The sequence below is a fragment of the Stenotrophomonas sp. 24(2023) genome, assembly GCF_030913365.1.
In the GTDB taxonomy this organism is placed as follows: Bacteria; Pseudomonadota; Gammaproteobacteria; order Xanthomonadales; family Xanthomonadaceae; genus Stenotrophomonas.
Genome location: NZ_CP133160.1, coordinates 1,661,491 through 1,687,862, shown reverse-complemented (window position 1 = coordinate 1,687,862; position 26,372 = coordinate 1,661,491). Strand labels below are relative to the sequence as shown.

The 26,372-nt window shown below is 69.7% G+C and carries 25 protein-coding genes; 11 read left to right on the top strand and 14 right to left on the bottom strand.

The window, feature by feature from the left end; translation table 11 throughout:
• The first annotated feature begins 13 nt into the window (after nucleotides 1-13).
• Nucleotides 14-1,807: a DUF885 domain-containing protein gene (locus tag Q9R17_RS07470; RefSeq protein ID WP_308157790.1), complete on the top strand. Its 1,794-nt coding sequence runs from the start codon at nucleotides 14-16 to the stop codon at nucleotides 1,805-1,807.
• 65 nt (nucleotides 1,808-1,872) lie between these two features.
• Here Q9R17_RS07470 and Q9R17_RS07465 read toward each other — a convergent pair whose 3' ends face one another.
• A complete protein-coding gene (locus Q9R17_RS07465; RefSeq protein ID WP_308157789.1) occupies nucleotides 1,873-2,337 on the bottom strand; it encodes a hypothetical protein in 465 nt (154 codons plus the stop codon).
• Nucleotides 2,338-2,544: 207 nt separating this feature from the next.
• Between Q9R17_RS07465 and Q9R17_RS07460 the strand changes: the two genes are divergently transcribed.
• From Q9R17_RS07460 to Q9R17_RS07445, 4 genes are all read left to right on the top strand, one after another.
• Nucleotides 2,545-2,787, top strand: a complete 243-nt coding sequence (locus tag Q9R17_RS07460; protein ID WP_308158305.1) for a hypothetical protein — start codon at nucleotides 2,545-2,547, stop codon at nucleotides 2,785-2,787.
• Nucleotides 2,788-2,909: 122 nt separating this feature from the next.
• Nucleotides 2,910-3,827, top strand: a complete 918-nt coding sequence (locus tag Q9R17_RS07455; RefSeq protein ID WP_308157788.1) for a bestrophin family ion channel — start codon at nucleotides 2,910-2,912, stop codon at nucleotides 3,825-3,827.
• A 19-nt stretch (nucleotides 3,828-3,846) separates the two neighbouring features.
• Entirely contained in the window at nucleotides 3,847-4,836 is a 990-nt protein-coding gene (gene hemB / locus Q9R17_RS07450; RefSeq protein ID WP_308157787.1) for a porphobilinogen synthase, read from the top strand.
• A 33-nt stretch (nucleotides 4,837-4,869) separates the two neighbouring features.
• Complete coding sequence (locus Q9R17_RS07445) at nucleotides 4,870-5,163, top strand: SHOCT domain-containing protein (RefSeq protein WP_308157786.1); 294 nt, start codon at nucleotides 4,870-4,872, stop codon at nucleotides 5,161-5,163.
• A gap of 41 nt (nucleotides 5,164-5,204) precedes the next feature.
• Here Q9R17_RS07445 and Q9R17_RS07440 read toward each other — a convergent pair whose 3' ends face one another.
• Nucleotides 5,205-6,065: a hypothetical protein gene (locus tag Q9R17_RS07440; RefSeq protein WP_308157785.1), complete on the bottom strand. Its 861-nt coding sequence runs from the start codon at nucleotides 6,063-6,065 to the stop codon at nucleotides 5,205-5,207.
• Nucleotides 6,066-6,115: 50 nt separating this feature from the next.
• Between Q9R17_RS07440 and aroE the strand changes: the two genes are divergently transcribed.
• The 3 genes from aroE (at nucleotide 6,116) to dinG (ending at nucleotide 9,538) form a co-directional block, all read left to right on the top strand.
• On the top strand, nucleotides 6,116-6,961 hold the full coding sequence (gene aroE / locus Q9R17_RS07435; protein WP_308157784.1) for a shikimate dehydrogenase: 846 nt from the start codon (nucleotides 6,116-6,118) through the stop codon (nucleotides 6,959-6,961).
• Nucleotides 6,962-6,964: 3 nt separating this feature from the next.
• Nucleotides 6,965-7,315 (top strand): hypothetical protein, encoded by a 351-nt coding sequence (locus Q9R17_RS07430; RefSeq protein ID WP_308157783.1) that lies wholly within the window; start codon nucleotides 6,965-6,967, stop codon nucleotides 7,313-7,315.
• 120 nt (nucleotides 7,316-7,435) lie between these two features.
• Complete coding sequence (gene dinG, locus Q9R17_RS07425) at nucleotides 7,436-9,538, top strand: ATP-dependent DNA helicase DinG (RefSeq protein WP_308157782.1); 2,103 nt, start codon at nucleotides 7,436-7,438, stop codon at nucleotides 9,536-9,538.
• Nucleotides 9,539-9,560: 22 nt separating this feature from the next.
• On the opposite strand, the gene Q9R17_RS07420 is transcribed toward dinG, so the two are convergent.
• The 3 genes from Q9R17_RS07420 to ilvD all read right to left on the bottom strand — a co-directional run bounded on the left by Q9R17_RS07420 (nucleotide 9,561) and on the right by ilvD (nucleotide 13,379).
• Complete coding sequence (locus Q9R17_RS07420) at nucleotides 9,561-10,166, bottom strand: hypothetical protein (protein ID WP_308157781.1); 606 nt, start codon at nucleotides 10,164-10,166, stop codon at nucleotides 9,561-9,563.
• A gap of 64 nt (nucleotides 10,167-10,230) precedes the next feature.
• Complete coding sequence (locus Q9R17_RS07415) at nucleotides 10,231-11,403, bottom strand: DUF418 domain-containing protein (RefSeq protein ID WP_308157780.1); 1,173 nt, start codon at nucleotides 11,401-11,403, stop codon at nucleotides 10,231-10,233.
• A 137-nt stretch (nucleotides 11,404-11,540) separates the two neighbouring features.
• The gene (gene ilvD / locus Q9R17_RS07410) at nucleotides 11,541-13,379 is read right to left on the bottom strand and encodes a dihydroxy-acid dehydratase (protein WP_308157779.1); all 1,839 of its coding nucleotides are present in this window, start codon (nucleotides 13,377-13,379) and stop codon (nucleotides 11,541-11,543) included.
• A gap of 232 nt (nucleotides 13,380-13,611) precedes the next feature.
• On the opposite strand from ilvD, the gene Q9R17_RS07405 reads away from it, so the two are divergent.
• Nucleotides 13,612-14,181, top strand: a complete 570-nt coding sequence (locus tag Q9R17_RS07405) for a DUF1190 domain-containing protein (protein WP_308157778.1) — start codon at nucleotides 13,612-13,614, stop codon at nucleotides 14,179-14,181.
• Between the two features lie 7 nt (nucleotides 14,182-14,188).
• The gene (locus Q9R17_RS07400; RefSeq protein WP_308157777.1) at nucleotides 14,189-15,367 is read left to right on the top strand and encodes a glutathionylspermidine synthase family protein; all 1,179 of its coding nucleotides are present in this window, start codon (nucleotides 14,189-14,191) and stop codon (nucleotides 15,365-15,367) included.
• Nucleotides 15,368-15,421: 54 nt separating this feature from the next.
• On the opposite strand, the gene Q9R17_RS07395 is transcribed toward Q9R17_RS07400, so the two are convergent.
• The 9 genes from Q9R17_RS07395 to baeS form a co-directional block, all read right to left on the bottom strand.
• Nucleotides 15,422-16,723, bottom strand: coding sequence for a DUF58 domain-containing protein (locus Q9R17_RS07395; protein WP_308157776.1), 1,302 nt, complete (start codon nucleotides 16,721-16,723; stop codon nucleotides 15,422-15,424).
• Entirely contained in the window at nucleotides 16,720-17,718 is a 999-nt protein-coding gene (locus Q9R17_RS07390; RefSeq protein ID WP_308157775.1) for a MoxR family ATPase, read from the bottom strand. The genes Q9R17_RS07395 and Q9R17_RS07390 overlap by 4 nt, the downstream gene beginning before the upstream one ends.
• Entirely contained in the window at nucleotides 17,715-18,926 is a 1,212-nt protein-coding gene (locus Q9R17_RS07385) for a DUF4350 domain-containing protein (RefSeq protein ID WP_308157774.1), read from the bottom strand. The genes Q9R17_RS07390 and Q9R17_RS07385 overlap by 4 nt, the downstream gene beginning before the upstream one ends.
• Entirely contained in the window at nucleotides 18,923-20,536 is a 1,614-nt protein-coding gene (locus tag Q9R17_RS07380) for a DUF4129 domain-containing protein (protein WP_308157773.1), read from the bottom strand. Before Q9R17_RS07380 ends, Q9R17_RS07385 begins: the two co-directional genes overlap by 4 nt.
• Nucleotides 20,526-21,536 carry a stage II sporulation protein M gene (locus Q9R17_RS07375; protein WP_308157772.1) on the bottom strand — a complete coding sequence of 337 codons (1,011 nt, stop codon included), beginning with the start codon at nucleotides 21,534-21,536 and terminating at the stop codon, nucleotides 20,526-20,528. Before Q9R17_RS07375 ends, Q9R17_RS07380 begins: the two co-directional genes overlap by 11 nt.
• Nucleotides 21,533-22,270: an RDD family protein gene (locus Q9R17_RS07370; protein WP_308157771.1), complete on the bottom strand. Its 738-nt coding sequence runs from the start codon at nucleotides 22,268-22,270 to the stop codon at nucleotides 21,533-21,535. Before Q9R17_RS07370 ends, Q9R17_RS07375 begins: the two co-directional genes overlap by 4 nt.
• 77 nt (nucleotides 22,271-22,347) lie before the next feature.
• Nucleotides 22,348-22,878 carry a gamma carbonic anhydrase family protein gene (locus Q9R17_RS07365; protein ID WP_308157770.1) on the bottom strand — a complete coding sequence of 177 codons (531 nt, stop codon included), beginning with the start codon at nucleotides 22,876-22,878 and terminating at the stop codon, nucleotides 22,348-22,350.
• A 94-nt stretch (nucleotides 22,879-22,972) separates the two neighbouring features.
• Nucleotides 22,973-23,659: a response regulator gene (locus Q9R17_RS07360; RefSeq protein ID WP_308157769.1), complete on the bottom strand. Its 687-nt coding sequence runs from the start codon at nucleotides 23,657-23,659 to the stop codon at nucleotides 22,973-22,975.
• A complete protein-coding gene (gene baeS / locus Q9R17_RS07355) occupies nucleotides 23,656-25,053 on the bottom strand; it encodes a sensor histidine kinase efflux regulator BaeS (protein WP_308157768.1) in 1,398 nt (465 codons plus the stop codon). Before baeS ends, Q9R17_RS07360 begins: the two co-directional genes overlap by 4 nt.
• 127 nt (nucleotides 25,054-25,180) lie before the next feature.
• Between baeS and Q9R17_RS07350 the strand changes: the two genes are divergently transcribed.
• Nucleotides 25,181-26,371, top strand: a complete 1,191-nt coding sequence (locus Q9R17_RS07350; RefSeq protein WP_308157767.1) for an efflux RND transporter periplasmic adaptor subunit — start codon at nucleotides 25,181-25,183, stop codon at nucleotides 26,369-26,371.
• Nucleotide 26,372: the final 1 nt, after the last annotated feature.

Sequence of the window (26,372 nt, the reverse complement as noted above, 5' to 3'; positions counted from 1 at the left end):
CCTGGAGTGCCCCATGAAGCCGATCGCGCTGGCCGTTGCCCTGGCCCTGACTGCCGCCCCGCTGCTGTCCGCCCCGCCGGCCCTGGCGGCACCGGCCGCCAAGGCGGCCCCGGCCAGCCCGGCCTGGGTGGCCCGCAGCAATGCACTGGCGCAGATCCTGCTCGACGCGCAGGGCCCGTTCCAGCCGGAGGAAACCGGCTTCTTCGGTGTGCCCGGCTACGACGACAAGGTGGCCGACCTCGGCCCGGACAACGGCAAGCGCTACCGCGCGGCGATGGCCAAGGCACGCAGCGAACTGCAGGCCAAGCTGGCGGTGGAAAAGGATGCCAATGTGCGCCAGGACCTGGAGATCCTGATCCAGGCCGCCAGCCGCAACATCGAGGGCAGCGAACTCAACGAGAAGTACCTGCTGCCGTGGAGCGACGCCCCGCAGACCGTGTTCAGCGGCCTCAACCTGCTGCTGTCCGACCAGGTGCCGGCCGAGCGCCGCGCCAAGGCGCTGGACCGCCTGAAGGCCTATGCCGGCCTGCAGCCGGGCACCACCGCCCTCACCACGCTGGCACGCCAGCGCTACGAAGAGCGGTTGAAGGATGGCAGCCTGCTGCAGCCGACGAAGATCGAAGTGCAGCAGTCGCTGGACAACGTGGATACCTACGTCCAGGGCATCGAGAAGCTGCTGGCCAAGTACCAGATCGCCGGCAGCGAGGCGGCGATGAAGACCCTGGCCGGGCAGCTGAAGGACTACGCGGCCTGGACGCGTGCGCAGGTGCTGCCGAAGGCGCGTACCGATACCCGCCTGCCGGCACCGCTGTATGCCTACCAGCTCAAGCAGGTGGGCATCGATATCGATCCGAAGCTGCTGATGCAGCGCGCGCAGCTGGAATTCATGGAGACCCGCTCGGCGATGGCCCAGCTGGCGCCGCTGGTGGTGCAGGCCAAGGGCCTGAAGGTGGCCGATGCGGCCGACCCGGTGGCGGTGATCCGCGCGCTGAAGGCCGACAAGATCGCCGACGACCAGCTGGAAGGCCACTACCGCAAGGTGATCGATGCGATCGATCCGCTGATCCGCGAACACCGCATCGTGGATGTGCCGCAGCGTGCCATGCAGATGCGCCTGGGCTCGGCCGCCGAGAGCGCGGCCAGCCCCGCGCCGCACTTCCTGCCGGCACCGCTGGTCAACAACACCGGGCAGCAGGGCACGTTCGTGCTGCCGCTGGGCAACCCGGCCGCGGGTGCGGGCGCACAGTACGATGACTTCAACTTCGGTGCCGCAGCATGGACGTTGAGCGCGCATGAAGGCCGCCCGGGCCACGAACTGCAGTTCACCGCCATGGTCGAACGGGGCGTGTCGCTGGCACGCAGCATGTTCGCGTTCAACTCGGTGAACGTGGAAGGCTGGGCTCTGTACGCCGAAGCGGAGATGGTGCCGTACGAGCCGCTGGAAGGGCAGCTGATCGCACTGCAGTTCCGCCTGCTGCGCGCAGCGCGCGCCATGCTTGACCCGATGCTCAACCTGGGCCTGATCGAGCGCGCCAATGCCGAGCGCGTGCTGATGGACCAGGTCGGCCTGTCCAAGGCCATGGCCACGCAGGAGCTGGACCGCTACACGGTACGCATGCCCGGGCAGGCCGGCAGCTACTTCTATGGCTACACGCGCATCCTGGAACTGCGCATGCAGACCGAACTGGCGCTGGGTGCGAAGTTCGACCGCCTGGCGTTCAACAACTTCCTGCTCGACCAGGGCCTGCTGCCGCCGGACCAGCTGGCCGAAGCCGTGCAGCAGCAGTTCGTGCCGAAGTACAAGTGATCCCGGCGCCGGGTACGCCCGGCGGCCATCACGGTAGCGCCGGGCCGTGCCCGGCGCTATCCACGTTATCGTTGCGGTGGCGGGGTGATGGTCTGCGTCGGCAGGCGCGGCGGCGGCGGCGGGTTCGGCACCCAGATGGCCACACCGGCTGCGCGCTTCTGCGTGGTGGGAATGCCGATGCCCAGGCCACCGCCGACGTGCGACCCGTAGCTGCCGGCACCGACCGACATGCCGACCGGCGAACCACTGCTGCCCACGCCCATCAGCACCACGCCGTTGGCCCCCAGCGCAGCGGCTTCACGCTTGAGCCGCGCCAGGGCCGCATCGGTCTGGCCCTGCGTGCCGAAGCCCACGGCCGAGGCCGATTCGAGCTGGGCGATTTCCACCGACCCGGCCGGCGGCGTGGAATAGACCTGCACCAGCGCCGGGTCCACCGGCGGCCGTGCCTGGCCCAGCATCACCTTGGACGTGCTGGCACAGCCAGCGGCGGCGAGCACCACGGCCGCCACGGCGGCCAATCGAAGTTTCATGGCAGGTACCCCTTGGGACTGGTTGGGATCATCGGTGGGGCCGTCTGAATAGGCGCCAACGCGGGCTGGCGTGGGCGTGGATGCACGCTAGCACGCCCCGGGTGAGGTCGCCGCGACGCTGGCCCGGGCCGTACCGGCGGCGGGTTTGCGCCGGCCGGTGGAACGGCTAAGGTGGGGGCAGGCCAACCGTGGGAGCAGGGCGTGGGCGTGATCAGTCTGTTGTGGGGCGTGCTGGCGCTGGTGTGGATGATCCTGGCGCTGATTCCATTGCTGGGCTGGGGCAACTGGTTCCTGATTCCCTTCGCTGCCGTCGGTGCGGTCATCGCCGCGCTGGGCATCCTGTTCACCCACCCCAGCAAGCGTGGCCGTGCCTGGACCGGCCTGGTCCTCAACGGCATCGTGGTGGTGGTGGGCATCATCCGCCTGAGCCTGGGCGGCGGCGTGATCTGAGCCGTGTGCACGGGTGCGACCGCCTGTCGCAGGTGCGCGGGCGGGGTGCCGGTGCAGGCGTACAATGAGCCGTTGCGCGGGTGTCCCGCGCGTGTGCACCTGCGCCCGGCGCGTCCGTTCCGATGATCATTCGTCCCCGCCCCCACGGCTGGCAACTGCTGTACATCCTGCGCGGCTCCATCGTCCCGGCGGTGGCACCGAAGGTGCTGTCGATCCTGGTGCTGGCCATCGCCGTGGCTGCCGTGGTGGAACTGGCCCGCCCGCCGGGCATCGAGCGCATTTCCGCCGCGCCGTTCACCCTGCTCGGCCTAGTGCTGTCGATCTTCCTGAGCTTCCGCAACAACGCCTGCTATGAGCGCTGGTGGGAAGGCCGCAAGCTGTGGGGGCAGCTGGTGTTCGAGTCGCGCTCGCTGGCCCGCCAGCTGCAGCTGCTGCTGCCTGACGACGGCCCGCGCCGGCAGCGCGTGGCCTATCTGGCCACGGCGTTCGCCCATGCCCTGGCCGCCCGCCTGCGTGGGCGTGATGTGGCGCTGGCGGCGGTGCCGTGGCTGGACGAGGCGCAGCGGGCGGTGCTGGCCCAGCGCCAGAACGTTCCCGATGCCCTGCTGGCGATGATCGGCGCCGAGCTGGTGCAGCCCCTGCGCGCGGGCACGCTCGATCCCATCCTGTATGCGCAGTTCGAAGAGCGCCTGCATGCGATGTCCTCCATCCAGGCCGGCTGCGAGCGCATCCTCAGCACGCCGCTGCCGTTCGCCTACACCCTGCTGCTGCACCGCTGCGCGTGGATGTTCTGCGTGCTGCTGCCGTTCGGCCTGGCCAGCTCGCTGGGCTGGGCCACGCCGGTGCTGTCGGCGGTGCTGGCCTATGCCTTCTTCGGCCTGGACCAGCTGGGCGAGGAAATGGAAGACCCGTTCGGCCTGGAGCCCAACGACCTGCCGCTCGATGCCCTGGTACGCACCATCGAGATCGACCAGCTCGATGCGCTCGGCCAGCGTCCCCTGCCCGACCCCCTGCTGCCGCAGGGTTACCTGCTGCAATAGCCACTCCCCGGAGCCTGCCATGCCTCATCCCCATTACCGCCCGCGGCGCATGCGCCATGACGCGTTCTCGCGTCGGCTGATGCGCGAGAACACGTTGACCACCGATGACCTGATCTACCCGGTGTTCGTGCACGAACGGGCCGGGCGCGTGGCGGTGCCGTCGATGCCGGGGGTGGAGCGGCTGTCCATCGAGGAACTGCTGAAGGTGGCCGAAGAGGCGCTGGAACTGGGCATTCCGGTGATCGACCTGTTCCCGGTCCTCGATGCCTCGCAGAAATCGCTCGATGCCGCCGCCGCCTGGGCCGAGGATGGCCTGGCACAGCGCGCCATCCGCGCGCTGAAGTCGCGCTTCCCGGAACTGGGCGTGATGACCGACGTGGCGCTGGACCCGTACACCACCCATGGCCAGGACGGCATCATCGACGACACCGGTTACGTGCTCAACGACATCACCGTCGAAGCACTGGTCAAGCAGTCGCTGTCGCATGCCGAAGCGGGCGCGGACATCATTTCGCCGTCGGACATGATGGATGGGCGCATCGGTGCCATCCGCCGCGCGCTCGATGCCGATCACCACATCAACGTGCGCATCATGGCCTACTCGGCCAAATACGCATCGGCCTTCTACGGCCCGTTCCGCGATGCGGTCGGCAGTGCCGGCAGCCTGGGCAAGGCCGACAAGAAGACCTATCAGATGGACCCGGCCAACGGCGATGAGGCCCTGCGCGAGATCGCGCTGGACCTGGAAGAGGGCGCCGACATGGTGATGGTCAAGCCGGGCATGCCGTACCTGGACGTGGTGCGGCGGGTCAAGGACACCTTCGGCGTGCCGACCTTCGCCTACCAGGTCAGCGGCGAGTACGCGATGCTCAAGGCTGCGGCCGCCAACGGCTGGCTGGATGAACGTGCCTGCGTGCTGGAGTCGCTGATGGGCTTCAAACGCGCAGGTGCCGATGGCGTATTGACCTATTTCGCGCCGCAGGTGGCGCGCTGGCTGCGTGAGCGCTGACAATAGCGCCCACGATCAAGCGAGGAACACGTGATGGCACCCGAAATGGGCTGGATGCAATGGTTGATCTGGGGCACCGGCACGCTGGTGTTCGGGGCCATCATCGTGGGCGTGTTCATTGCCGCCTGGCGTGCCGGCAGGCGCGCGCCGGAGCAGCTGTCGGCGGCCAGGCACGTGGCCCGCGAACAGGCGCTGCCCGAGGCCGTGCAGGCTGAGCTGGCCGCACTGAACCAGGCCAAGGACAACGGCCGCATCAGCGAAACGGACTACGAACAGCAGCGGGCCCAGGTACTGGCTCGGCCGCGCGGACCAAGCACGGCTGCCTGAACCGGTAGAGTCGACTGTCAGTCGACTGCTGTTCTATTGGATCACCGCACGCACGCCGCCACCGCTGCCACCTTCGGCGCGGCCATGCGGTAGACATCCACGCTGCCGGCGCGTGGCGCCTTCGCGGAACTGCTGGTCAGCAGCAGCTCGGCGGGCTTGGCGTTGTCGATCACCGGTGCGGCGGTGAAACCCGCTTCAATGTTGAACGACAGGCGCAACGGCTGCAGGAAGTCACCCTGCCATGCACAGTCGCTCTGCCAGACCTGCGCGTGGTCGCCCCGCACGCGGGTGAACACCACCGCGCCATTGCTGCCCAGCCAATCCCCATCGGTTTCATCGTCGACGCTGTTGAGCGCGTCCAGCGCACGCGCGGGCCCGCGCTGGCCATCGGCCGTGACCGGAGCCACGAACAGATCCCAGCCTGCGCCGTGCCCCTGCTGGCGGGCGAACAGCAGCGAGCGGCCATCGGCACTCAGGGCCGGCCCGCGTTCGGCGCGGCGCCCACCATCGCCGGTCCACGGCTCGGCCGTGCCGGGCGTGCCATCGGCCTGCAGCGCCGCGCGGTGCAGGGTCCAGCGGCCCTCGCCACCGGCGGCGAACAGCAGCCAGCGGCCATCGTGGCTGAGGTAGGGATCGCGTGTTTCACCCGGTACGCCCAGCGCCAGCGCCTGGGCCTGCTGCCAGCGGCCGTCGACCACGCGGGCCTGCCACAACGCCCAGCCCTGTTCGCCACGACGGGCGAACACGATGCGCTGGCCGTCCGCACTCAGTGAGGCGCGGCCTTCCTCGGCGCGGGTGGACACCACGCCCATGCCTTCGATGCCGTACTCATTCAACGCCACCGCCACGGGGGGGGGGAGTAGACTGGCGGCGAGCACCAGCAGGGGGAGGGCGGTCCGCATCGTCCGGTTCCTTGCAGGAAAGCGTGCAGTCTAGCCAGCCTGAGGATTCCATGACCGATCGTTACGCCGTCTTCGGACACCCCATCGTCCATTCGAAGTCGCCGCAGATCCATGCGGCGTTCGGTCGCCAGGAAGGCATCGCGGTCGATTACCGGGCCATCGACCTGGCGCCGGATGCGTTCCTGGCCGGCCTGGAGGCCTTCGCAGGCGAGGGCGGCGTGGGCGCCAACGTGACCCTGCCGCACAAGGAAGCCGCGTTCGCGCTGTGCACCACGCTGACCGCGCGCGCGCGCCGTGCCGGTTCGGTCAACACCCTGCTGCGCAAGGGCGAGCGCTGGCACGGCGACACCACCGATGGCATCGGCCTGGTGCGCGACCTGACCGACCGCCACGGCCTGGACCTGCGTGGGCGCCGCGTGCTGCTGCTGGGTGCCGGCGGCTCGGCCCGCAGCGTGGCGCCGGCGCTGCTGGATGCCGGCATCCTGGAACTGGTGGTGGTCAACCGCACCCCCGAACGCGCCGATGCGCTGATCGATGCGATGGGCGAGCCGGGCCGCGCGATCAGCCGGTACTGGGAAGACCTGCGTGAACTGGGCGACTTCGAACTGATCCTCAACGCCACCTCGGCCGGCCGCGACCGTGCCAACGAGTTCAAGCTGCCGCTGTCGCTGGTCAATTCGCTGACCACCGCCGTGGACCTGAACTACGGCGAGGCCGCGATCGCCTTCCTGGCCTGGGCGCGCGCGGCGCAGTGCCGCAACACCGTCGATGGCCTGGGCATGCTGGTGGAACAGGCCGCCGAAAGCTTCCAGCAGTGGCATGGCGTGCGCCCGCAGACCGATGCGGTCTACGCGCAGCTGCGTGCCGGTGCGGGCAGCCTGGCCGGGGAGGACTGAGCCATGGACAGCTCGCTGCTGTTGTCGATGCTCAGCCTGATCGGCGTGCGCCTGCCGGCGCTGATCGCCATCACCATCGGCCTGGTCTGGGTGGTCACGGCCCCGCGCAGCAATGTCCGCACCGGGGCGCTGGCCGGCCTGGCCCTGCTGGCGGTGGCCAGCCTTGGCAGCCTGGTACTGTCGGTGCTGCCGATCTGGCTGGTGCAGTCCGGTGATTTCGGCTCGATCAGCCGCCTCAGTGCGCTGCTGGGCATTGGCCACTTCGGCCTGGGCCTGCTGGATGCGTTCGGCCTGGTGCTGGTGATCTGGGCGCTGGTCCGCCTGCTCAGGCAACAGGCTACGCCGTCGCGCTGACCGTACAGGCAGCGTTGGACGTGGCACGACGGCACTGACCCTGTTCAGCCATCGCGCCACGGTAGCGCTGGCCGGCCATGCGACAATGGCCGGCCTGATCCAGCCACGGTAGTTTCCGGCGTGAGCGAAACCGTCGCCGCCCCCCGCCAGCTCGACGATGCCTTGAAGGACGCGATCCGCAAGGCCTACACCGCGCTGCAGGCCAATACCCCCGGCTTCGCCACCCGCCGCTCGCAGAGCCAGATGATCGGCGTGGTCTCGCGTGCGCTCTCGAAAAGCGGTGGCGTGGGCGTGGTCGAAGCCCCCACCGGCGTCGGCAAGAGCCTGGGCTACCTGACCGCCGGCGTGCCGATCGCGCTGGCCAGCAAGAAGAAGCTGGTGATCAGCACCGGCACCGTGGCGCTGCAGTCGCAGCTGGTCGAGCGCGATATTCCCAACTTCCTCAAGGCCACCGGCCTGGACGCCACGGTGGCGCTGGCCAAGGGCCGCACCCGCTACCTGTGCACGCGCAACGCCGCCGAAGCGCAGGGCGAAGGCGCGCAGGGCGGCATGTTCGACGATGAGCAGCCGCTGTTCGACCGGCCGCTGGCACCGATCGAAATGGATATCGCCAAGCGCCTGACCGATGCCTTCACCGGCGGCACCTGGGACGGCGACATCGACAACGCACCGGAAACCATCAGCCCGGGGCTGCGCAGCCGCATCACCACGCCGGCCTCGGCCTGTGCGGGCCGCCGCTGTGCCTATTCGGCGCAGTGCGCGGTGCTGCGCTCGCGCAACGTCGTGCGCGATGCGCAGATCGTGGTGACCAATCACGCCCTGCTGCTGTCGGCGCTGTCCATCGGCGAGAGCGACAACGGCCAGCCGATGATCGCCCCGCCGTCGGACATGCTGCTGGTGCTGGACGAAGGCCATCACATCGGCAACGTGGCCATCGACCAGGGCGCGGCCAGCCTGGCCCTGGACGAGATGGCCAAGCGCACCGGCCGCCTGCAGATCCTGATCGCCGGCGCCTACCGTGCGGTGGACAAGGACCGGCTGGGCAACCTGCTGCCCAACGAGGCCATCGATGTGGCCAGCAACGTGGCCAAGCAGCTGCGTGCCTTCCGTGACCACGTCGAGGCGGTGTGGATGCCGGCACCGGCCGACGAGGAACCGATGTGGCGCGCGGCCAACGGGCGCCTGCCCGAGGCGTGGCGCGAACCGATCGAGGCGCTGGCCGACGACACCCGCAGTCTCTACAACTGGGCCCATGCCGCTACCAGCCAGGTGGCCAAGGGCAAGCCCGATGATCCGGCGCGCGAGCGCCTGCAGCGCAATCTGGGCATGGCGCTGGAAATGATCGAGCAGCAGTACGGGCTGTGGCAGGCCTGGCGGCGCGAGGACAAGGACGGCGCACCGCCGATGGCGCGCTGGGTCACCGCCACCCGCGATGGCGACCTGGTGCTGCACGGCTCGCCGGTGTCGGCCGCGCACGTGCTGCGCAAACTGCTGTGGGATGAGGTCGACTCGGTGGTCATGACCTCGGCCACGCTGACCGGCGGAGGCGATTTCCAGTCGCTGGCGATCGATAACGGCATTCCCGAAGAAGCGGAAATGGTGTCGCTGTCCTCGCCGTTCGACCTGCCCAACCAGGCCGAGCTGATCGTGCCGCCGTTCCCGGTCACGCCCGACGACCGCGAAGGCCATCCGCGCGAAGTCGCCCGCTACCTGGGCAAGGAGCTGGACTGGACGAAGGGTTCGATGGTGCTGTTCACCTCGCGCTGGAAGATGGAAAAGGTCGCTGGCCTGATGCCGGCTGCGCAGCGCAGGCAGGTGCTGGTGCAGGGCGAGATGTCCAAGACGCGGTTGATCGATGAGCACCTGCGGCGTGTGGCCGCGGGCGAGGGCTCGGTGCTGTTCGGCCTGAATTCCTTCGGCGAAGGCCTCGATCTGCCCGGCGAGGCCTGCACCACGGTGGTGATCACCCAGGTGCCGTTCGCGGTACCGACCGACCCGCAGACCGCCACGCTCAGCGAGTGGTTCGAGGCGCGCGGGCTGAATGCCTTCAACCTGATCGCCATTCCGCACGCGCTGCGCACGCTGACCCAGTTCGCCGGCCGCCTGATCCGCACCTCCACCGATACCGGCCGGGTGATCATCCTCGACTCGCGCCTGCTGACCCGCCGCTACGGCAAGCGCATCATCGATGCCCTGCCGCCGTTCAAGCGCGTGATCGGCTGACGGCCGGCAGCGGCTGCCTCGTTCAGAAGGCGGCGGGGCGCAGGCATTCCTCGCTGCTGTAGGCCTGCAGGTAGGGCTTGTCGAAGCAGCGCAGGAAGCCGTCGAGCCGGTCCAGATTCGGCGGCCAGGGCATGTCCACCGCCTGGCCCCCTTCGGTGACGAAGTGGTAGCGACCTTCCTTCACGTTCGCCGCCAGCGCCTCGGGCAGGGGAATGGCCAGCAATGCCGAGCGCGCGCGCTCCAGTGCGGCCCGGTCGTGGCGCAGGAATGCCAGGGTGCCATCGACGTAGGCGTTCCAGTAGCCCGGGTCGGTGCCATCGTTGGGCTTGTAGCTGCGCTGCATCAGGGTGATGGCCTGCGCCGTCTGCCCAAGTTCGGCGCGCAGCTGGGCTTCGTGCCAGATGATGGTGGTGTTGCCGGCGGCCTTGGGCAATGCGCTGTAGGCGGCCAGCAGGTCGGCCGCTTCGCGCCTGCAGCCGCGGTCGGCCAAGGGACGCCAGCCGCCGGCCAGGTCCTGGTCGAACGCGCCCGGTGCCAGTGCGAGCATCGCCGCCCGGTCGAAGGTGCAGTCCGGCGCGGCCGGTCCACTTGTGGTGGTGGCCGCTGCCAGGGCCAATGCGATGAGCATCATTGAAACCTCCGTGTCCCTGGATCCATGCGCACCATAGCGCAGGCGGTGGTGGCGTGGCCGATCAGCGCCGCATCGGCAGGGCACGGCCTTCGCTGGCGCTGCGCCATACCCATTCCACCGGACCGAAGTAGTGGCCGCGCAGCCACCAGGCGCTGGCCCACAGCTGCAGCGGGAACACCAGCGCCGCCACCAGCAGCACCGGCCACAGCCCCTGCCAGGGCCCGATGCCAGCGCCGAAGCCGGCAAACAGCGGCACGCAGATCAGGCTCTGCAGCAGGTAGTTGGTCAACGCCATGCGCCCGGCCGGAATGAACACGCGCAGCACGCGCTCGGCCCAGGGTCGCAGGTAGAGCAGGGTGAAGATCGCGGCGGCGGCCAACCCCAGGGCCAGCGGTGCCACGCGGTAGGACACGCGCAGCAGATAACCGGGCACGCCGCTGCGCAGCGCCGGCCAGGCCTGCTTGAGCAGGTCCGCATTGGTATCCACCCACAGGAACACCGCCGCCAGCACCAGGCCCCACAGGGCGATTCCGCGCAGCAGTGGCAGGTGCTGCGCCGGCTGCTGCAGCACGCCACGGCGGCCGGCCCAGTAACCCAGCAGGAAGCGCCCCAGCACGAACAGCAGCAGGGCCCAGTTGCTCAGCCGCAGCCAGCCGGCCATCTGCAGGTTGTGCCACCACGCCTGGCCCAGGCTGCCGGCCGACAGGGCCTGCAGCGCCTGCGCGTTCATCTGCGCACGCGGGGTCAGCAGGGCCACCCACTCGCGGATCCACGGTGACAGCAGCGGGGGCAGCAGCAAGGCGAAGAACAGCCCGGCCAGCAGCAGGCCGCGGTCGCTGAAGCGGCGGAACAGCGGCAGCAGCAGGCCGACCAGCGCATAGGTCAACAGGATGTCGCCCCACCACAGCAGCGCCGAATGCAGCAGGCCGATCAGCAGCAGCACGCCCATCCGGCGCAGGTGCGCGGCCACGCTGCCGGGCCGGCGCTCGTCCAGCTGCATCGCCACGCCCATGCCGAACAGCAGCGAGAACAGCGCGATGGCTTTCAGGTCCACCAGCCATTCCATGCTGGTGCGGATGGCCTGGTCCAGCAGGGGGTGGGGCAGGCCCTGCTGGGCGGTTTCAGTCAGCAGCGCGTCCAGCGAGAAAAAGCGCAGGTTGACCAGGAAGACACCCAGCAGCGCGAATCCGCGCAGGGCATCGATGAGGGGTTGGCGGGGCGTCCGTGCGTTCATGGCGGCGACCGTAGCGGTCGCCCCTGCATGGCGGGGAGTGCCGATGGTTGGCCAACCACAGGGCAACGGCGGCACCGTTTGTGGTGGGTTCAGATCGGCGGCATGAAGGGCCGCCTGAACCCGGCCCCGGTGCGCCTTCAGTCCCCCAGCAGTGCCGTATTGCGCACCGCACCCTTGTCGGCGCTGGTGGCCAGCAGTGCATAGGCCTTCAGCGCACTGGTGACCTTGCGTGGGCGCGGCAGCACGGGTTTCCAGCCGCGCGCATCGGCCTCGGCGCGGCGTTGCGCCAGCGTGGTGGCGTCCACCAGCAGGTCGATGCGGCGGGCGGGAATATCGATGCGGATGCGGTCGCCATCGTGCACCAGGCCGATCGTGCCGCCACTGGCGGCTTCCGGGGAGACATGCCCGATCGACAGGCCCGAGGTGCCGCCGGAGAAGCGGCCGTCGGTCAGCAGCGCACACTGCTTGCCCAGCCCCTTCGATTTCAGGTAGCTGGTGGGGTACAGCATCTCCTGCATGCCCGGCCCCCCCTTGGGGCCTTCGTAGCGGATCACCACCACCTCGCCGGCCTTGACCTCGTCGGCCAGGATGCCGGCCACCGCCGCGTCCTGGCTCTCGTACACGCGTGCGCGGCCTTCGAACACGTGGATCGATTCATCCACGCCAGCGGTCTTCACCACGCAGCCATCGTCGGCCAGATTGCCGCGCAGCACGGCCAGGCCGCCTTCGCGCGAATAGGCATGTTCCAGGGCGCGGATGCAGCCTTCGGCGCGGTCCAGGTCCAGCGACGGCCAGCGCGTGGCCTGGCTGAAGGCCTGCTGGGTGGGAATGCCGGCCGGACCGGCCTTGAAGAAGGTGTGCAGCGTTTCGTTGTCGCTGCGCATCACGTCCCAGCGGTCCAGGGCTTCGCCCAGGGTGGCGCTGTGCACGGTGGGCACACTTGTATCGAGCAGGCCGGCGCGGTCCAGTTCGCCCAGGATGCCGTACACGCCGCCGGCGCGATGCACATCCTCGATGTGGTACTTGGGCGTGTTCGGGGCCACCTTGCACAGCTGCGGTACGTGCCGCGACAGCGCATCGATGTGGGTCAGGTCGAAGTCCACGCCGGCTTCCTGCGCAGCGGCCAGCAGGTGCAGGATGGTGTTGGTGGACCCGCCCATGGCGATGTCCAGGGTCATCGCGTTGGCGAACGCGGCCGGCGTGGCGATGCCACGTGGCAGGGCGCGTGGGTCTTCGCCGCCGTACCAGCGGTGGCACAGCTCCACGATCAGGCGGCCGGCGCGGCGGAACAGCGCCTCGCGATCGGCGTGGGTGGCCAGCGTGGTGCCATTGCCGGGCAGCGACAGGCCCAGTGCTTCGGTCAGGCAGTTCATCGAGTTGGCGGTGAACATGCCCGAACAGGAACCGCAGGTCGGGCAGGCGCTGCGCTCGAACGCGGCCACCTTTTCGTCCGATGCGCTGTCATCGGCGGCCACCACCATGGCATCGACCAGGTCCAGCTTGTGCTCGGACAGCCGGGTCTTGCCGGCTTCCATCGGCCCGCCGGAAACGAACACCACCGGGATGTCCAGGCGCAGCGCGGCCATCAGCATGCCCGGGGTGATCTTGTCGCAGTTGCTGATGCACACCAGCGCATCGGCGCAGTGCGCGTTGACCATGTACTCCACCGCATCGGCGATGATCTCGCGGCTGGGCAGCGAATACAGCATGCCGTCATGGCCCATCGCGATGCCATCGTCCACGGCGATGGTGTTGAATTCCTTGGCCACGCCACCGGCCTGTTCGATCTCGCGCGCCACCAGCTGGCCCAGGTCCTTCAGGTGCACATGGCCGGGCACGAACTGGGTGAAGGAATTGGCGATGGCGATGATTGGCTTGTGGAAATCGCCATCGGTCATGCCGGTGGCACGCCACAGGGCGCGGGCGCCGGCCATGTTGCGGCCGGCGGTGGAGGTGCGGGAGCGGTATTCAGGCATGGCTGGCGGAACGGGCGGGCCGTACGACGTGGGGGTCGGCCGATCATGGCGCATTTTCTCGGTTGCGTTTGCAACCACCGCGCGGACTGCGGCACCTGCCGGGCGGGCCCTGGTGCCACCGGGCAGCGCGGCTTCCTGAAACAACGTTCATCTTCCGTGCTTTGCCGATTCGGGTTTTCCGCGTGGATGGGGCATCATTGGGCGGTTGATCCGATGACCGAGGCATGAGGCCATGAAACGTTCCCGTACCACCTCCCTGCTGCTGATGAGCGCCGTACCGCTGCTGCTGACCGCCTGCCAGAAGGAACCGGAGGTGAAGGTGCAGGAGGGGTTGTACACCTCGGTGCAGGCCTGCACCGAAGCCACGGGCGATCCGTCTTCCTGCCGCAATGCCTTTGCCGAAGCGCAGAAGCAGGCTGCCGACGCGGCGCCCAAGTACGCCACCAAGGAAGCCTGCGAGCAGGACTACAAGCCCGAGCAGTGCGTGCAGCAGCACACCTCGGCCGGTACCTCGTTCATCGGCCCGATGATGATGGGCTTCTTCATGTCGCAGATGCTCAGCAACCGCGGCGGGCTGGCCCCGCAGCAGCCGGCGGCGGCCCCGGCCTACCAGGACAAGAACGCCGGCTGGGCGCGCTCGGCGCCGGGCGGCAGCGGCGGGCTGAACACCGCCAGCGGCATCGGCGCCGGCAAGGCCGGCCTGGCCCCGGTCAGCAGCGAGCCCAACCGTGCGGTCACCGCCAGCCGTGGCGGCTTCGGTGGCAGCAGCACCGCCCGTTCCAGCAACAGCGTGGGCGGCTGATACCGGCATGCAGCGCATCCGTATTGCCGAGCGTGCCCAGTGGCGGGCACGCGCGGCTGAAGCGGGTTTCCGCTTCCACACCATCGATGGCCAACCGTACTGGGATGAGCGCGCGTACTACGCGTTCACCCTGCGCCAGATCGAGCAGGACATCGAGGACCCCAGCGCCGAGCTGCACCAGATGGCGCTGGACCTGGTGGGCGAGGTCATCGGTAGTGAACGGTTGATGGACCAGCTGGCCATCCCGGCCTATTACCGTGACTGGATCGCCGGGAGCTGGCACCAGCGCCAGCCGCACCTGTACGGGCGGCTGGACCTGGCCTATGACGGCAACGGCCCGGCCAAGCTGTACGAGCTGAACTACGACACGCCCACATCGCTGTTCGAGGCCAGCTTCTTCCAGTGGCAATGGCTGGAAGACCAGCGCAACAGCGGCCTGCTGCCGCAGCATGCCGACCAGTTCAACGGCATGCACGAGGCACTGGTGGAGCGCTTCGGCGAGTTGACCGCGTCCCTGCCGCCGCCACTGTATTTCAGCGCGGTGGGCGCGTCGGAAGAAGATCGCGGCACGGTGGATTACCTGCGCGACTGTGCCGCCCAGGCCGGGTTGCACGGCACGCCCATCGCCATCGAAGACATCGGCCTGTCCGAGGATGGCCGCTTCACCGCGCTGGATGACACGGTGATCGGCACGCTGTTCAAGCTGTACCCGCTGGAAGACCTGATGGCCGAGGAATTCGGCCGCGCACTGCCGGGTTCGGGCGTGCAGCTGCTGGAACCGGCATGGAAGGCGGTGCTCAGCAACAAGGGCATCCTGCCGTTGCTGTGGCAGCGCCATACCGGGCACCCGAACCTGCTGGAAGCACATTTCGACGATGGCGGCACGCTGGGCGCGGGCTGGGTGCGCAAGCCGCTGTTCTCGCGCGAAGGCGCCAACATCGAGATGCACCTGGCCGATGGCCGGGTGGAGCGCAGCGACGGCCCGTATGCCGGTCCGGCGATCATCCAGCGTGCGCATCCGCTGCCCCGCTTCGAGGGCGGGTATCCGCTGATCGGCAGCTGGGTGATCGGCGACCACGCCTGCGGCATCGGCATCCGCGAGGACGACAGCGCGATCACCCGCGACAGCGCGCGCTTCGTGCCGCACGCGATCATCGACGCAGCGCCGACACGCATCTACGTCTGAGCTGGCGGCCCCAAGATACCTGGGGTGGCGCCGGGCGATGCCCGGCGCCACCGCTCAGAGCAGCCCTTCGCGCTTCACGGCCAGGTAGCGGTCGACCAGTGCAGCGGGCAGCTGGTCGGCGGTGACATCGAGCACCATCACCTTTTCGCTGCGCAGGGCGTCGTGGGCCTGCGCGCGCTGCTGCAGGTACAGGGCGGCGGCACCGGCCTGCACCGCGTCCTCATCGCTGCCGGGGTCCTGCTCCAGCACCGCGTCCAGTTCGCGCTCGCGCAGGCTGGCCACGCAGACCAGGTGGCGGCGTTGCAGCTGGCGTACCGCGGCCAGCAGATCCTCGATGTCCTCATCGCGCACGTTGGTCACCAGCATCACCAGCGCGCGGCGGCGCTGGCGCAGTGACAGTTCCGTGGCAGCGGCCAGATAGTCGGTGGCCACCCCCTGCGGCTGCAGATCGTAGCTGGCGCGCAGCAGGTGCTCGACCGTACCCATGCCCCGCTGCGGGGCCACCCAGCGGCGCTGGTCGCCGCCGGTGGCGAACAGGCCGGCGGCATCACCCTGGCGCAGGGCCAGGTAGGCCACCACCAGCGATGCGTTCAGTGCATGGTCGAAGTGTGAGAGCCCGCCTTCGGTGGCCAGCATGCGGCGGCCGGTATCGAGCAGCAGCACCAGCTGCTGGTTCTTTTCGTCCTGGTACTCGCGCGAGACCAGCTTGCGCGCCCGTGCGGTGGCCTTCCAGTCCAGCTGGCGCAGGCTGTCGCCGATGCGGTACTCGCGCATCTGGTGGAAATCGGTGCCTTCGCCACGGCGTCGCTTGATGTGCGCGCCGACCAGGCGTGAGGCCTGGTCGGCACTGAACAACGCGAAGCGGGTCAGCGGCACGAAGTTGGGGTACACGCGCACGTCCAGTGCCGGCGGCAGCGTGCGCCGCTGCCACCACAGGTGCCACGGCGCGCGCAGGCGCAGCTGCACGCCTTCGAAGCGGAAGCGGCCACGCTGCTGTGGCTGCACGTGGTACGTCACCTCGCTGCTGATGCCTGGCCGCAACCGCAGGCGGCGCGGCAGGCCCTCCAGCGGCCAGGCGCCCGGGGCCAGGTCGAACACCTGTACCTGTACCGCACGCGGGGCATGCAGGCGCAGGCCGACCTGGCGGCGTACGCCCAGCGCCAGTGCTTCGGGCACCACGCGCTGCACCTCCGGCGAGGGCAGCCGCCACAGCCGCATCAGGTCCAGCAGGGCCAGCACTGCCAACGCCGCGCCCGCTGCCGGCCACGCCCAGCGCGGCAGCCAGCCGCCCAGCACGGCGCCACCCAGCGCAGCCCAGGCCATCAGCAGCACCAGCAGCAGCGGGGCCGGTGTCATCGGCGCGGGGCTTCCACCTTGGTGAGCACGGCAGCCAGCACATCGTCGGCATCCTGGCCTTCGATCTGCAGTTCCGGGGCCAGCGCGATGCGGTGGCGCAGTGCCGGGCAGGCGATGTCGCGCACATCATCGGGGGTGACGAAATCACGCCCGGCCAGCACCGCCTGCGCACGCGCCGCGCGTACCAGCGCGATGCTGCCACGTGGGCCGGCGCCCACCGCGATACCCGGCCAGGTGCGGGTAGCGGCGACGATCCGCACCGCGTAATCGATCACTTCCGCGTCCACGGCGATCGCCGCGGTGGCCTGCTGCAGGGCCAGCAGTTCGCCGGCGCCGAGCACGCGTGGCACCCGGCTCAGGTCGAAGTCGCTGGCCGCACGGCCGCTGGTGATGGCGGTGACCATGCGTTTTTCATCGTCCAGCTGCGGATAACCGATCAGCACCTTCAGCAGGAAGCGGTCGAGCTGGGCTTCGGGCAGCGGGTAGGTCCCTTCCTGCTCCAGCGGATTCTGCGTGGCCAGCGCCATGAACGGTGCGGCCAGGGTGAACGCCTTGCCTTCGATGGTGACCTGGCCTTCCTGCATCACTTCCAGCAGTGCCGACTGGGTCTTGGCCGGCGCGCGGTTGATCTCGTCGGCCAGCAGCAGGTTGGTGAACACCGGGCCACGGCGGATGCGGAAGCTCTCGCTCTTGGGGTCGTACACGGCATGGCCGCTGACATCGCTGGGCATCAGGTCCGGGGTGAACTGCACGCGCCCGTAGTCCAGCTCCAGGGCCTGCGCCAGCGCGCGTACCAGCAGGGTCTTGCCCAGGCCGGGCACGCCTTCGATCAGCACGTGGCCACCGGCCAGCAGGGCCACCAGGATCTGGTCCAGTACCTCGGCCTGGCCGATGAAGGCCTGGCCCACGGCATCGCGGATGGCCTCCACGCGGTCGATCAGATGCTGCGCATCGGGCGAGGTGGACGCGGCAGCCGTATCGGTGAGGTCGTTCATAGCAGGGATCTCATCTGGAGCAGCAAGCGGATGCGCTCGCGCAGGGCGGAGGAATCATGGGCACGCGGGGATTGCAGGGCCAGGCCGACACGGCTGATCGGCCACTGCAGGCGCTCGGCGATGGCGCGGTCGCGGGCCGGGCCGTCCAGCGCGGCCAGCAGGGGGGCGCGCAGCTGCAGGCGGTGCAGGAACAGCGCGCGTACGGCCGCGTGCAGGCGCGGCCCCTGGCCGAAGCGCAGCAGCAGCTCGCCACTGGCGCGCACGTGTTCCAGCAGCGAGCGCCGTTCCAGCGCCGGCGCGGGCAGGGCACTGCCAAAGCGCGGCGCGCGCGCCCACAGCCAGCCCAGCAGCGCCAGCAGCAATGGCACCCACACCATCCACGCCTGGAAAAACACGCGCGACCACAGCGACGGCGTGCGGCTGGCATAGACCAGCCACACCGTGCCCTTGCCGTAGTTGGGGGCGAGCAGGTAGCGGGTCAGGTCGCGGTGGGCGCGGTCGTGCAGGCCATCACGGGCGGGACCGGTGCGGCGCAGGGAAGGCAACAGGCTGGGCACGCTGTTGCCGGCACCGGTCATGAAGTCCATGTCGGCCAGTACATCCACCCGCCCCTGGCCGTGGCGCAGGCGCGCGAACACATAGCCCTCGTCGCTGCCCCAGTCGCGCTCGAGCGCGTCGAACGCCGCATCACCCAGGTCGAAGCGGCGTCCCCCGCAGAACTCCCCGTGGCCGGAATCGTCGCGCACATGGAAGGGCTGGCAGCTGGCGCCAAAGCCGATGCTGTCCACGCCGAGCTGGTCCAGCAGCGGGCCCTGCACGGTGGTGTCGTCCTGCTCATCCTCGTCGTCCGCCGCGGGTACCGGTGGCGGCGTGCGCAGCAGCAGATGGCCACCACGCGCGACCCAGGCCAGCAGGGCGCGTGCGGTGCCGGGCGGCAGCTCGCTGCTGTCCTGCAGCAGCACCACGGTATCCCCGGCCTGCAGGGGCATCCGGGTCAGGTCCAGGCGTTGCTGCGCATGTACCTCGATGCCATCGGCGCGCAGGGCCTGGCCAAGCACGTACAGCGGGTTGTAGCTGGCTTCGCCCTGCGGTGGCAGCGGCGTGGTTTCGGTGACCTGCTCATGCGTGCGCAGGAACACGATCACCAGCGGTGTGCCCAGCAGCAGTACCAGGGCCAGCACCAGGACGCCGATCACCTTGCCGTTCATGCCTGCCACCGGTAGCGCTGCTGCAGCGCGCCGGCCAGCGCCTGGAAGGCATCGGCATCGGGCAGGCGACCGGCATAGGCGGCGTACTGCCACATGCGCACCACGCGGGTGAACAGCTCGCGGTCATCGGCATCGGGCATGCGCCGGGCGGCGCGCAGGCACTGCGCCTCGGTCGCGCCCGGGGGCAACAGCACGCCGGAACGTTCGGCCACGGTCTGCACGCTGGCGCGGTACAGCAGTGCCAGCGCCTGCCGAGGGCGTCCGTCCTGCCACAGCCGCCCGGCCTGGGTGGCCACATCCGGTGGCAGCACGTCGGGCAGCACGAGCGTGTCTTCATGGATCACCGCGGGGGCGGCGGCCACGCGGCGGCCGGAACCGCGCAGCCACCGCAGCCAGCGCGGGGCGGTGGCCAGGACGATCAGCGCCACCATGCCCAGCAGCGCCCACAGGCCCCACTCGGCGATGCGTGCCACCCACGACACCGGGCCACTGTGCGCGGTCCTGCTGCTGCCGTCGCCACGGCTGTCCAGCCGCTTGTCCTGTTTCGCATCGGTGCTGCCTTCCTGCCGTGCCTTCCAGCGCGTGGTGGTGCGGGTGGGCGACTGCAGGGGATCTTCGTAGGCGCGCTGCACGGCCTGGCGGAAGCCGGCCGTGTCCACCGGCGGGTCGCCGAAGATCACCGCCGGGGTGTTGCCCGGGTCGTCGTCGAACCCGGGCGCAGGCCCATCCTGCGTGTCGGCCGCATCGTCGGTCACGGCGGCCGGCGCGCCGTCCGCAGGCAGGGCCGGCTGGGCCCGCAGCGGTGCCAGTGGCAGCAGCAGGGCCAGCAGCACCGCCAGGCTGGCGCTGGACCGCAGCAGCCGTTCGCGCAGGCGCCGCAGGCCGATTTCCACGTCCCACGCCTCCATCTGCGTGCGCCGGTTGAGGTACAGACCGAAGCCCGCGCCGACCTGCAGTGGGCCAACCAGCGCGGCCGCCAGCCAGCACAGGGTGTTCAAGCCCAGCCGCATCCAGTGCGGGGTGTCCTGGCGTGCCAGCTCCCAGGCCGCGCGCCAGGAATCGGACATCAGTTCCAGCGGCACGAACAGGAACAGCAGCGCGATGCTGCCGATGACCAGCACGGCCTGGAAGGCCAGGCCGGCCAGGCTGAGCACCAGCGCGCTGCCGCCCGCGCCGGCCACCACCGCGCGCCGGCGCTGCGCGCGCAGGCGCGGTTCGGTGCCTTCCAGCAGGTTGACCGGCAGGCAGACACTGCGCAGTACGCTCGGGCGGCGCCAGCCCAGGTAGCCCCAGAAACCGGTGCCGCCCCAGTGCCGTTGCGCGCGCAGGGCCTGCAGGGCGGTCACCGGTTCGCCGAAGATGCCGCGGGAGAGCACGTACAGCGGTGCACGCTCGAACAGCGGCGTGCACCACCACAGCAGCAGCAGCGCCCAGCCGAACGCATCCAGCCACCAGGCCAGCGCGTTGAACAGCACGAACAGCGGCGCGCTGGCCAGCAGCCAGCTGCCCCATACCGCGCGCGCATGGCGGCGGCTCAGGGCGGTGCCCAGCTCCAGGGCTTCCCAGTTGCTGCGGGTACGCAGCGCGACGTTGAGCAGCTCAATGCGCATCGCCGCTCCCGCGTCCACCGCGCCACAGCCACAGCAGCACCCCGGTCCACAGCACGCCGGCCACGCTGTACTTGCCCCAGGCGGGAATGGCGGCGATGGAGGACCAGAAGGCTTCGATGAACGCGGCCACCAGCAGCATGAACGCCACGCCCAGGCACAGCCGTGCCCCGATCTTCCCGCCTTCCACCAGTGCATCGATGCGCCGGCGCCGGCCGGGTGCGAGCAGGCGCATGCCCAGCTGCAGCCCGGCGCCGCCGGCGATGACGATGCCGGTCAGCTCGAATGCGCCATGGCCGACCACGAAGCGCCAGAACGGGTCGCCATGGCCGATGCGCTGCAGGTGGCCGGCCACCGCACCGATGCCCACCCCGTTGAACAGCAGCACCAGCAGCGTGCCGACGCCGGCCAGCAAGCCACTGGCGAAGGTGCGCAGGGCGATGGTGATGTTGTTCATGATGTAGTAGCCGAACATCATCCAGTCGGTGCCGCTGTCCCGGCCCAGGCGTTCGGCGGCCGGGTCGTACATGCGCTCCATCTCGGCGATGCGCGCGTTGTCCATCAGTGCATGGATCAGGTCCGGATGGCGCTGCACCAGCACGAAGCTGGCCACCAGCGGCACGGCGAACAGCGCCAGCGCCACCCACATGCTGCGGGCCTGGCTGCGCACGGTCTGCGGGAAATCGGCGACCAGGAATTCCATGGCCCGGTGCAGCCGTGGGGCCCGCGTGCGGTACAGCACGCCCTGGCCCTGCTGCATCAGCCGTTGCAGGCGCGCGACCAGCGGCGGGCTGTAGCCCCGTGCACGGGCCAGCGCCAGCTGCTGGCACAGGCGGCGGTAACGGGGCGGAAAATCAGCATCCTCCAGCACCCCGGTACCGGGAACCGGGGGCGGCAGCGGCTTGCGCTGGCGTCGCCGTGACAGGTCCGCACGCTGTTGCAGCCACTGTTCCAGGGCCAGCCACTCGTGCTGGTAGCGGGTGACGAACTGCTCCTGCTTCATCGCCGCCCCAGCAGCCAGTTGGCCATGGCATACAGGCGCAATACCCCCACCTGGCCCTGTGCCCCGGTCAGCGGCGTGGCCAGGTCGGCCAGCTCCTGCTGGCGGGGGGGCGACAACCGCGGGGCGCGTTCGGCGAACGCCACCAGGGCGGCCTGCTCGTCCGGCTGCAAGGGTTGCGGTGGCGCCAGCACGCTGTCGATGGTGGCCGGCGGTGGATCGTGGCGCAGCGGCGTATGTACCACCACCGTACCGGCGACCAGGTCGCCCAGGCGCCGGCCGTGCGGATCGAACAGGCTGCTGAGCAGGCCCAGCATGTAGCCGAACGGCAGCATGTCCACGGTGCGCAGCAGGTTGCGGGTGATCGCCGCCATCCAGCCCACCGGCGCCCCGTCGCGCGACAGCACGCGCAACCCCAGCACGCGCTTGCCCGGCGTGCGGCCCCAGGCCGCTTCCAGCACGATGGGATACGCCCAGAACACCAGGAACATCAGGGCCAGATGCAGGCCGCAGCCGAATTCACCCAGCAGTGCCAGCGGCATGGCCATCACCACCAGCACCCCCGCGCGGATGCCCAGGTCGATCAGCCAGGCCAGCGCGCGCGGTACCGGGCCGGCCGTGGGCAGCTGCAACGGCACGCCCTCCGGCGTCACCACCTCGCGGTAGGTGTCGAGCATCGGTGCGCGGGTCACGGCGAGGGTGACGTTGGCAGTGCGCAGCGGGGTCCTCTCCGGCATGCGTCCACGGGCATGGGGCTCTCGACGGTTCCTGGTCGGGAGCCGACTGTAGCAGAGGCGGGCGACCGCCTGTGGCTTCAGCCCAGGTACTGGTCCTTCAGCCGCACGTAGTGGTCGGCCGAATAGTGCAGCGATTCGATGTCCTTGTCGCTGAGCATGCGCGCCGGGCGGGCCGGGTTGCCGACCCACAGTTCGCCCTCGCCGACCACCTTGCCCGGGCCGACCACCGCACCGGCACCGATGAAGGCGTGCTTCTCCACCCGCGCACCGTCGAGGATGCAGGCGCCCATCCCGATCAGGCTGTAATCACCGATGCTGCAGGCGTGGATGATGCAGCCATGGCCCACGGTCACGCCTTCACCGATCAGGGTCGGGTAGCCGGCCTTGTTGTAGGGGCTGTGGTGGCTGACGTGGATGATGGTGCCGTCCTGCACGTTGGTGCGTGCACCGATGCGGACGAAATTGACGTCGCCGCGGATGATCGTGCCCGGCCAGATCGAGACGTCCTCGCCCAGCGCGACATCGCCGATGATCGTGCAGGCTGGATCGACATACACACGGTCCCCGAGCACGGGCATCTTGTCGCGGAACGGGCGCAGCGGGTTCATCGGTGTCTCCGGAATTCAGGGCAATCGCGTCGATGATACCTGCGCGGTTGCCCGTCATCGTCGCACGGGCGCAGCCATGGCCCGGCGGCCACGGTCACGGCTCGTAGCTGTAGCCCATGCCGTAGATCGAGCGGATCGGCTCGTTTTCCAGCCCGGCATCGGCCAGCTTGCGGCGCAGGTTGCGCACGTGGCTGTCCACGGTGCGATCGACCACCACGCGGTGGTCCAGGTACAGGCGGTTGAGCAGCTCATCGCGCGCCCAGATGCGCCCGGGGGTGGCCAGCAGGGTGCGCAGCAGGCGGAATTCGATCGGGGTCAGGTCCAGCGGGCGGCCGTTGTAGGTGGCACGGGTGGCCGGTTCGTCGATCATCAGGCCGCTGTGGGCGCGCTGGCCGTCCGGGCGGTAGCGCCGCAGTACCGCGAACACGCGCGCGACCACCTCGCGTGGGCTGAACGGCTTGCAGATGTAATCGTCTGCGCCAACCTCCAGGCCGAGCAGGCGGTCGATCTCCTCCACCCGCGCGGTGACCATGATCACCGGTACGTCGCTGCGGTCGCGCAGTTCGCGGCACAGTTCCACGCCGTTGCGCTGCGGCAGCATCAGATCCATCAGCACCAGGTCGGGGCGATAGCGCGCGAATGCGTCCATCACCTGGCCACCGTCGTCCACCCACTCGCTGTCCAGGCCGGCGGCGGCCAGGTAGTCGCGCAGCACCGAGGCCAGGCGCGGCTCGTCTTCCACCACCAGGATCCGCGCAGGGGGGGCAGGGATAGGGTTCATGTGGTCTCCGGCAGCTCGATCACCACGCGCAGCCCACCCAGCGGCGAGGGTTCGGCGTGGATGTGGCCCTGGTGGGCGTGGACGATGTTGCGGCTGATGGCCAGCCCCAGCCCGCTGCCACCGCTGGCGCGGTTGCGCGAGCTTTCCACGCGGTAGAAGCGCTCGAACAGCAGGGCGCATTTGTCGGCCGGCACACCGGGCGCACTGTCTTCCACCACCAGCCGGACCAGGCCAGGCGGGTGCTCGGCATGGATGCATACCGTGCCACCGGCCTGGGTGTAGCGCAGGGCGTTTTCCAGCAGGTTGGCCAGCAGCTGCTGCAGCCGGCGCTCATCACCGGACACGGTCAGCGGCGGTGCGGGTACCTCGACCTCCAGGGCCAGCCCGGCCGCCTGGAAGCGCCCACGCATGCTGTTGAGCTCGCTGTGCAGCAGTGCCACCAGGTCCAGCGGCGCAAAGCGGTAGGCCATGCCACCGGACTGGGTCATCGACAGGTCGTGCAGGTCGTCGATCAGCTTGCCCAGCTGGCGGATCTCGCCCTGCAGCGCGCCCAGGTTGGCGCGGTCCAGCGGCCGGATGCCATCCTCGATCGCTTCCAGCTCGGCACGCACCACCGCCAGCGGCGTGCGCAGTTCGTGGGAGATATCGGCGATGAAGGCGCGCCGGTTGCGTTCGGTGTCATCCAGGGCCTGCGCCATCTGGTTGAAATCGGCGGCCAGCGCATCGAGTTCGTCGTCGCTGGTGCGGGCGATGCGGATGCCGTATTCGCCGGCGGCCAGCTGGTGGGTGGCCGCTGCCAGCGTGGCCAGGCGGCGCTGCAGCGCCCGCGAGACGATCCAGGCCAGCACGGCGGTGACCAGCAGCAGGGCGATGCCGATCACCCACCAGGCGCGCAGCTGGGTGTTGTAGAAGTTCAGGTCGTTGGCGGCGATCACCCGCTGGAACGGCACCATGCCCAGCCAGCCCACGGTCTGGCCGTTGACCACCACCGGATGCGGGTCGTCGTCATTGCGGGCATCGGCGTTGCCGGCCACCCGCCGCAGCTGCGCATCGAACAGGCCCAGGCGCGAGGGCACCCCGGTCTGGTCGGACAGCGGCGGCGAGACAGGGCCGAGGCCATGGCTGTGGCCCAGGTCCGGGCGCAGCAGGCGATCCCAGCCCTCACGGCTGCTGCGCAGGTGGTCCCAGCCCTGGTGCTGCTCATACTCATGGGCCAGGTGCGGCAGCAGGTGCTGCATGCGCACGTCGCCCTGTTCGTTGAGGTAGTCCAGGAAGCCGAGCTGGAAGCTGACCCGCGTGGCCACACCGTTCACCGCCAGCACCAGCAGGCAGGCAGTGAAGATCGCCAGGAAGCTCTTCGCGGTCAGTCCAAATTTGAGACGTATCGTCGCCATCGCCGGGCCATTAGCCGCTCCCGGCGGCCTGAAATCAAGCGCCAGCTGAGCCGGTAAGCCAATCTCCATATTCCCTGCACACTTTCCCGGCAGCGTGGCAGCGTCCATCAGTCCCCCCGACGCCCCCATGACCCGACTGTCCACCCCCACGTTCCGCCCGTTGCTGCTACCGCTGTTGTTGGCCCTTGCCGCCTGCTCGTCGGGCCACCCGGAGGCGGCGGCCACGCCGCAGGTCAGCGTGCTGGCGGTGACCGCGCAGCCGTTGGCGCTGCAGCGCACCCTGCCGGGCCGCGCGGTGCCGTTCATGGTGTCCGATGTGCGCCCGCAGGTCGGTGGGCTGGTCCGTGAACGCCTGTTCACCGAAGGCGCGCACGTGAAGGCCGGGCAGCTGCTGTACCAGATCGATCCGTCCCCCTACCAGGCGGCCTATGACACCGCCAATGGCCAGCTGGCGCAGGCCGAGGCCGCCGTGCTGTCGGCGCGCCCGAAGGCCGAGCGCACCCGTGCGCTGGTCGACGTGGATGCCGCCAGCAAGCAGGATGCCGACGATGCCGGCTCGGCGCTGAAGCAGGCCCAGGCCAACGTCGTGGCCGCCCGCGCCGCGCTGCAGGCCGCCCGCATCAACCTGCAGTACACCCGCGTGACCGCGCCGATCGACGGCATCATCAGCACCTCCAGCGTGACCCCCGGTGCGCTGGTCGCCGCTGGCCAGGACGCGCCGCTGGCGACCATCCAGCGCCTGGACCCGGTGTACCTGGACGTCACCCAGTCCAGCACCCAGATGCTGGCGCTGCGCAAGCAGCTCGACGCCGGCCAGGTGAAGGCGATCGACGGCAAGGCGCAGGTGCAGGTGCTGCTGGAGGACGGCAGCAGCTACGCGCATGAAGGCACGCTGGAATTCGTCGGCAGCGCGGTGGACCCGGGCACCGGCAATGTCACCCTGCGCGCGATCATTCCCAACCCGGACGGGCTGCTGCTGCCCGGCATGTACCTGAAGGCGGTGCTGCCGATGGCCACCGATGCCAGCGCCATCCTGGTGCCGCAGAAGGCGGTGGTGCGCAACGAACGCGGTGAACCGATGGTGCGCCTGCTCGATGCGGGCAACCACGTGCAGGAACGCCGCGTGGCCACCGGCCAGGTGGTCGGCAACCAGTGGCAGATCACCGAGGGCCTGAAGCCGGGCGAACGGGTGATCGTGGCCAACGGCAGTGCGGTGACGCTGGGCCAGAAGGTCAACGCGGTGGCGGCCAAGGCGGCCGAGCTGGCGGCGCTGCCGGCCATCGACCCGAACGGCAACACCGACGAAAAGACCCGCTGAG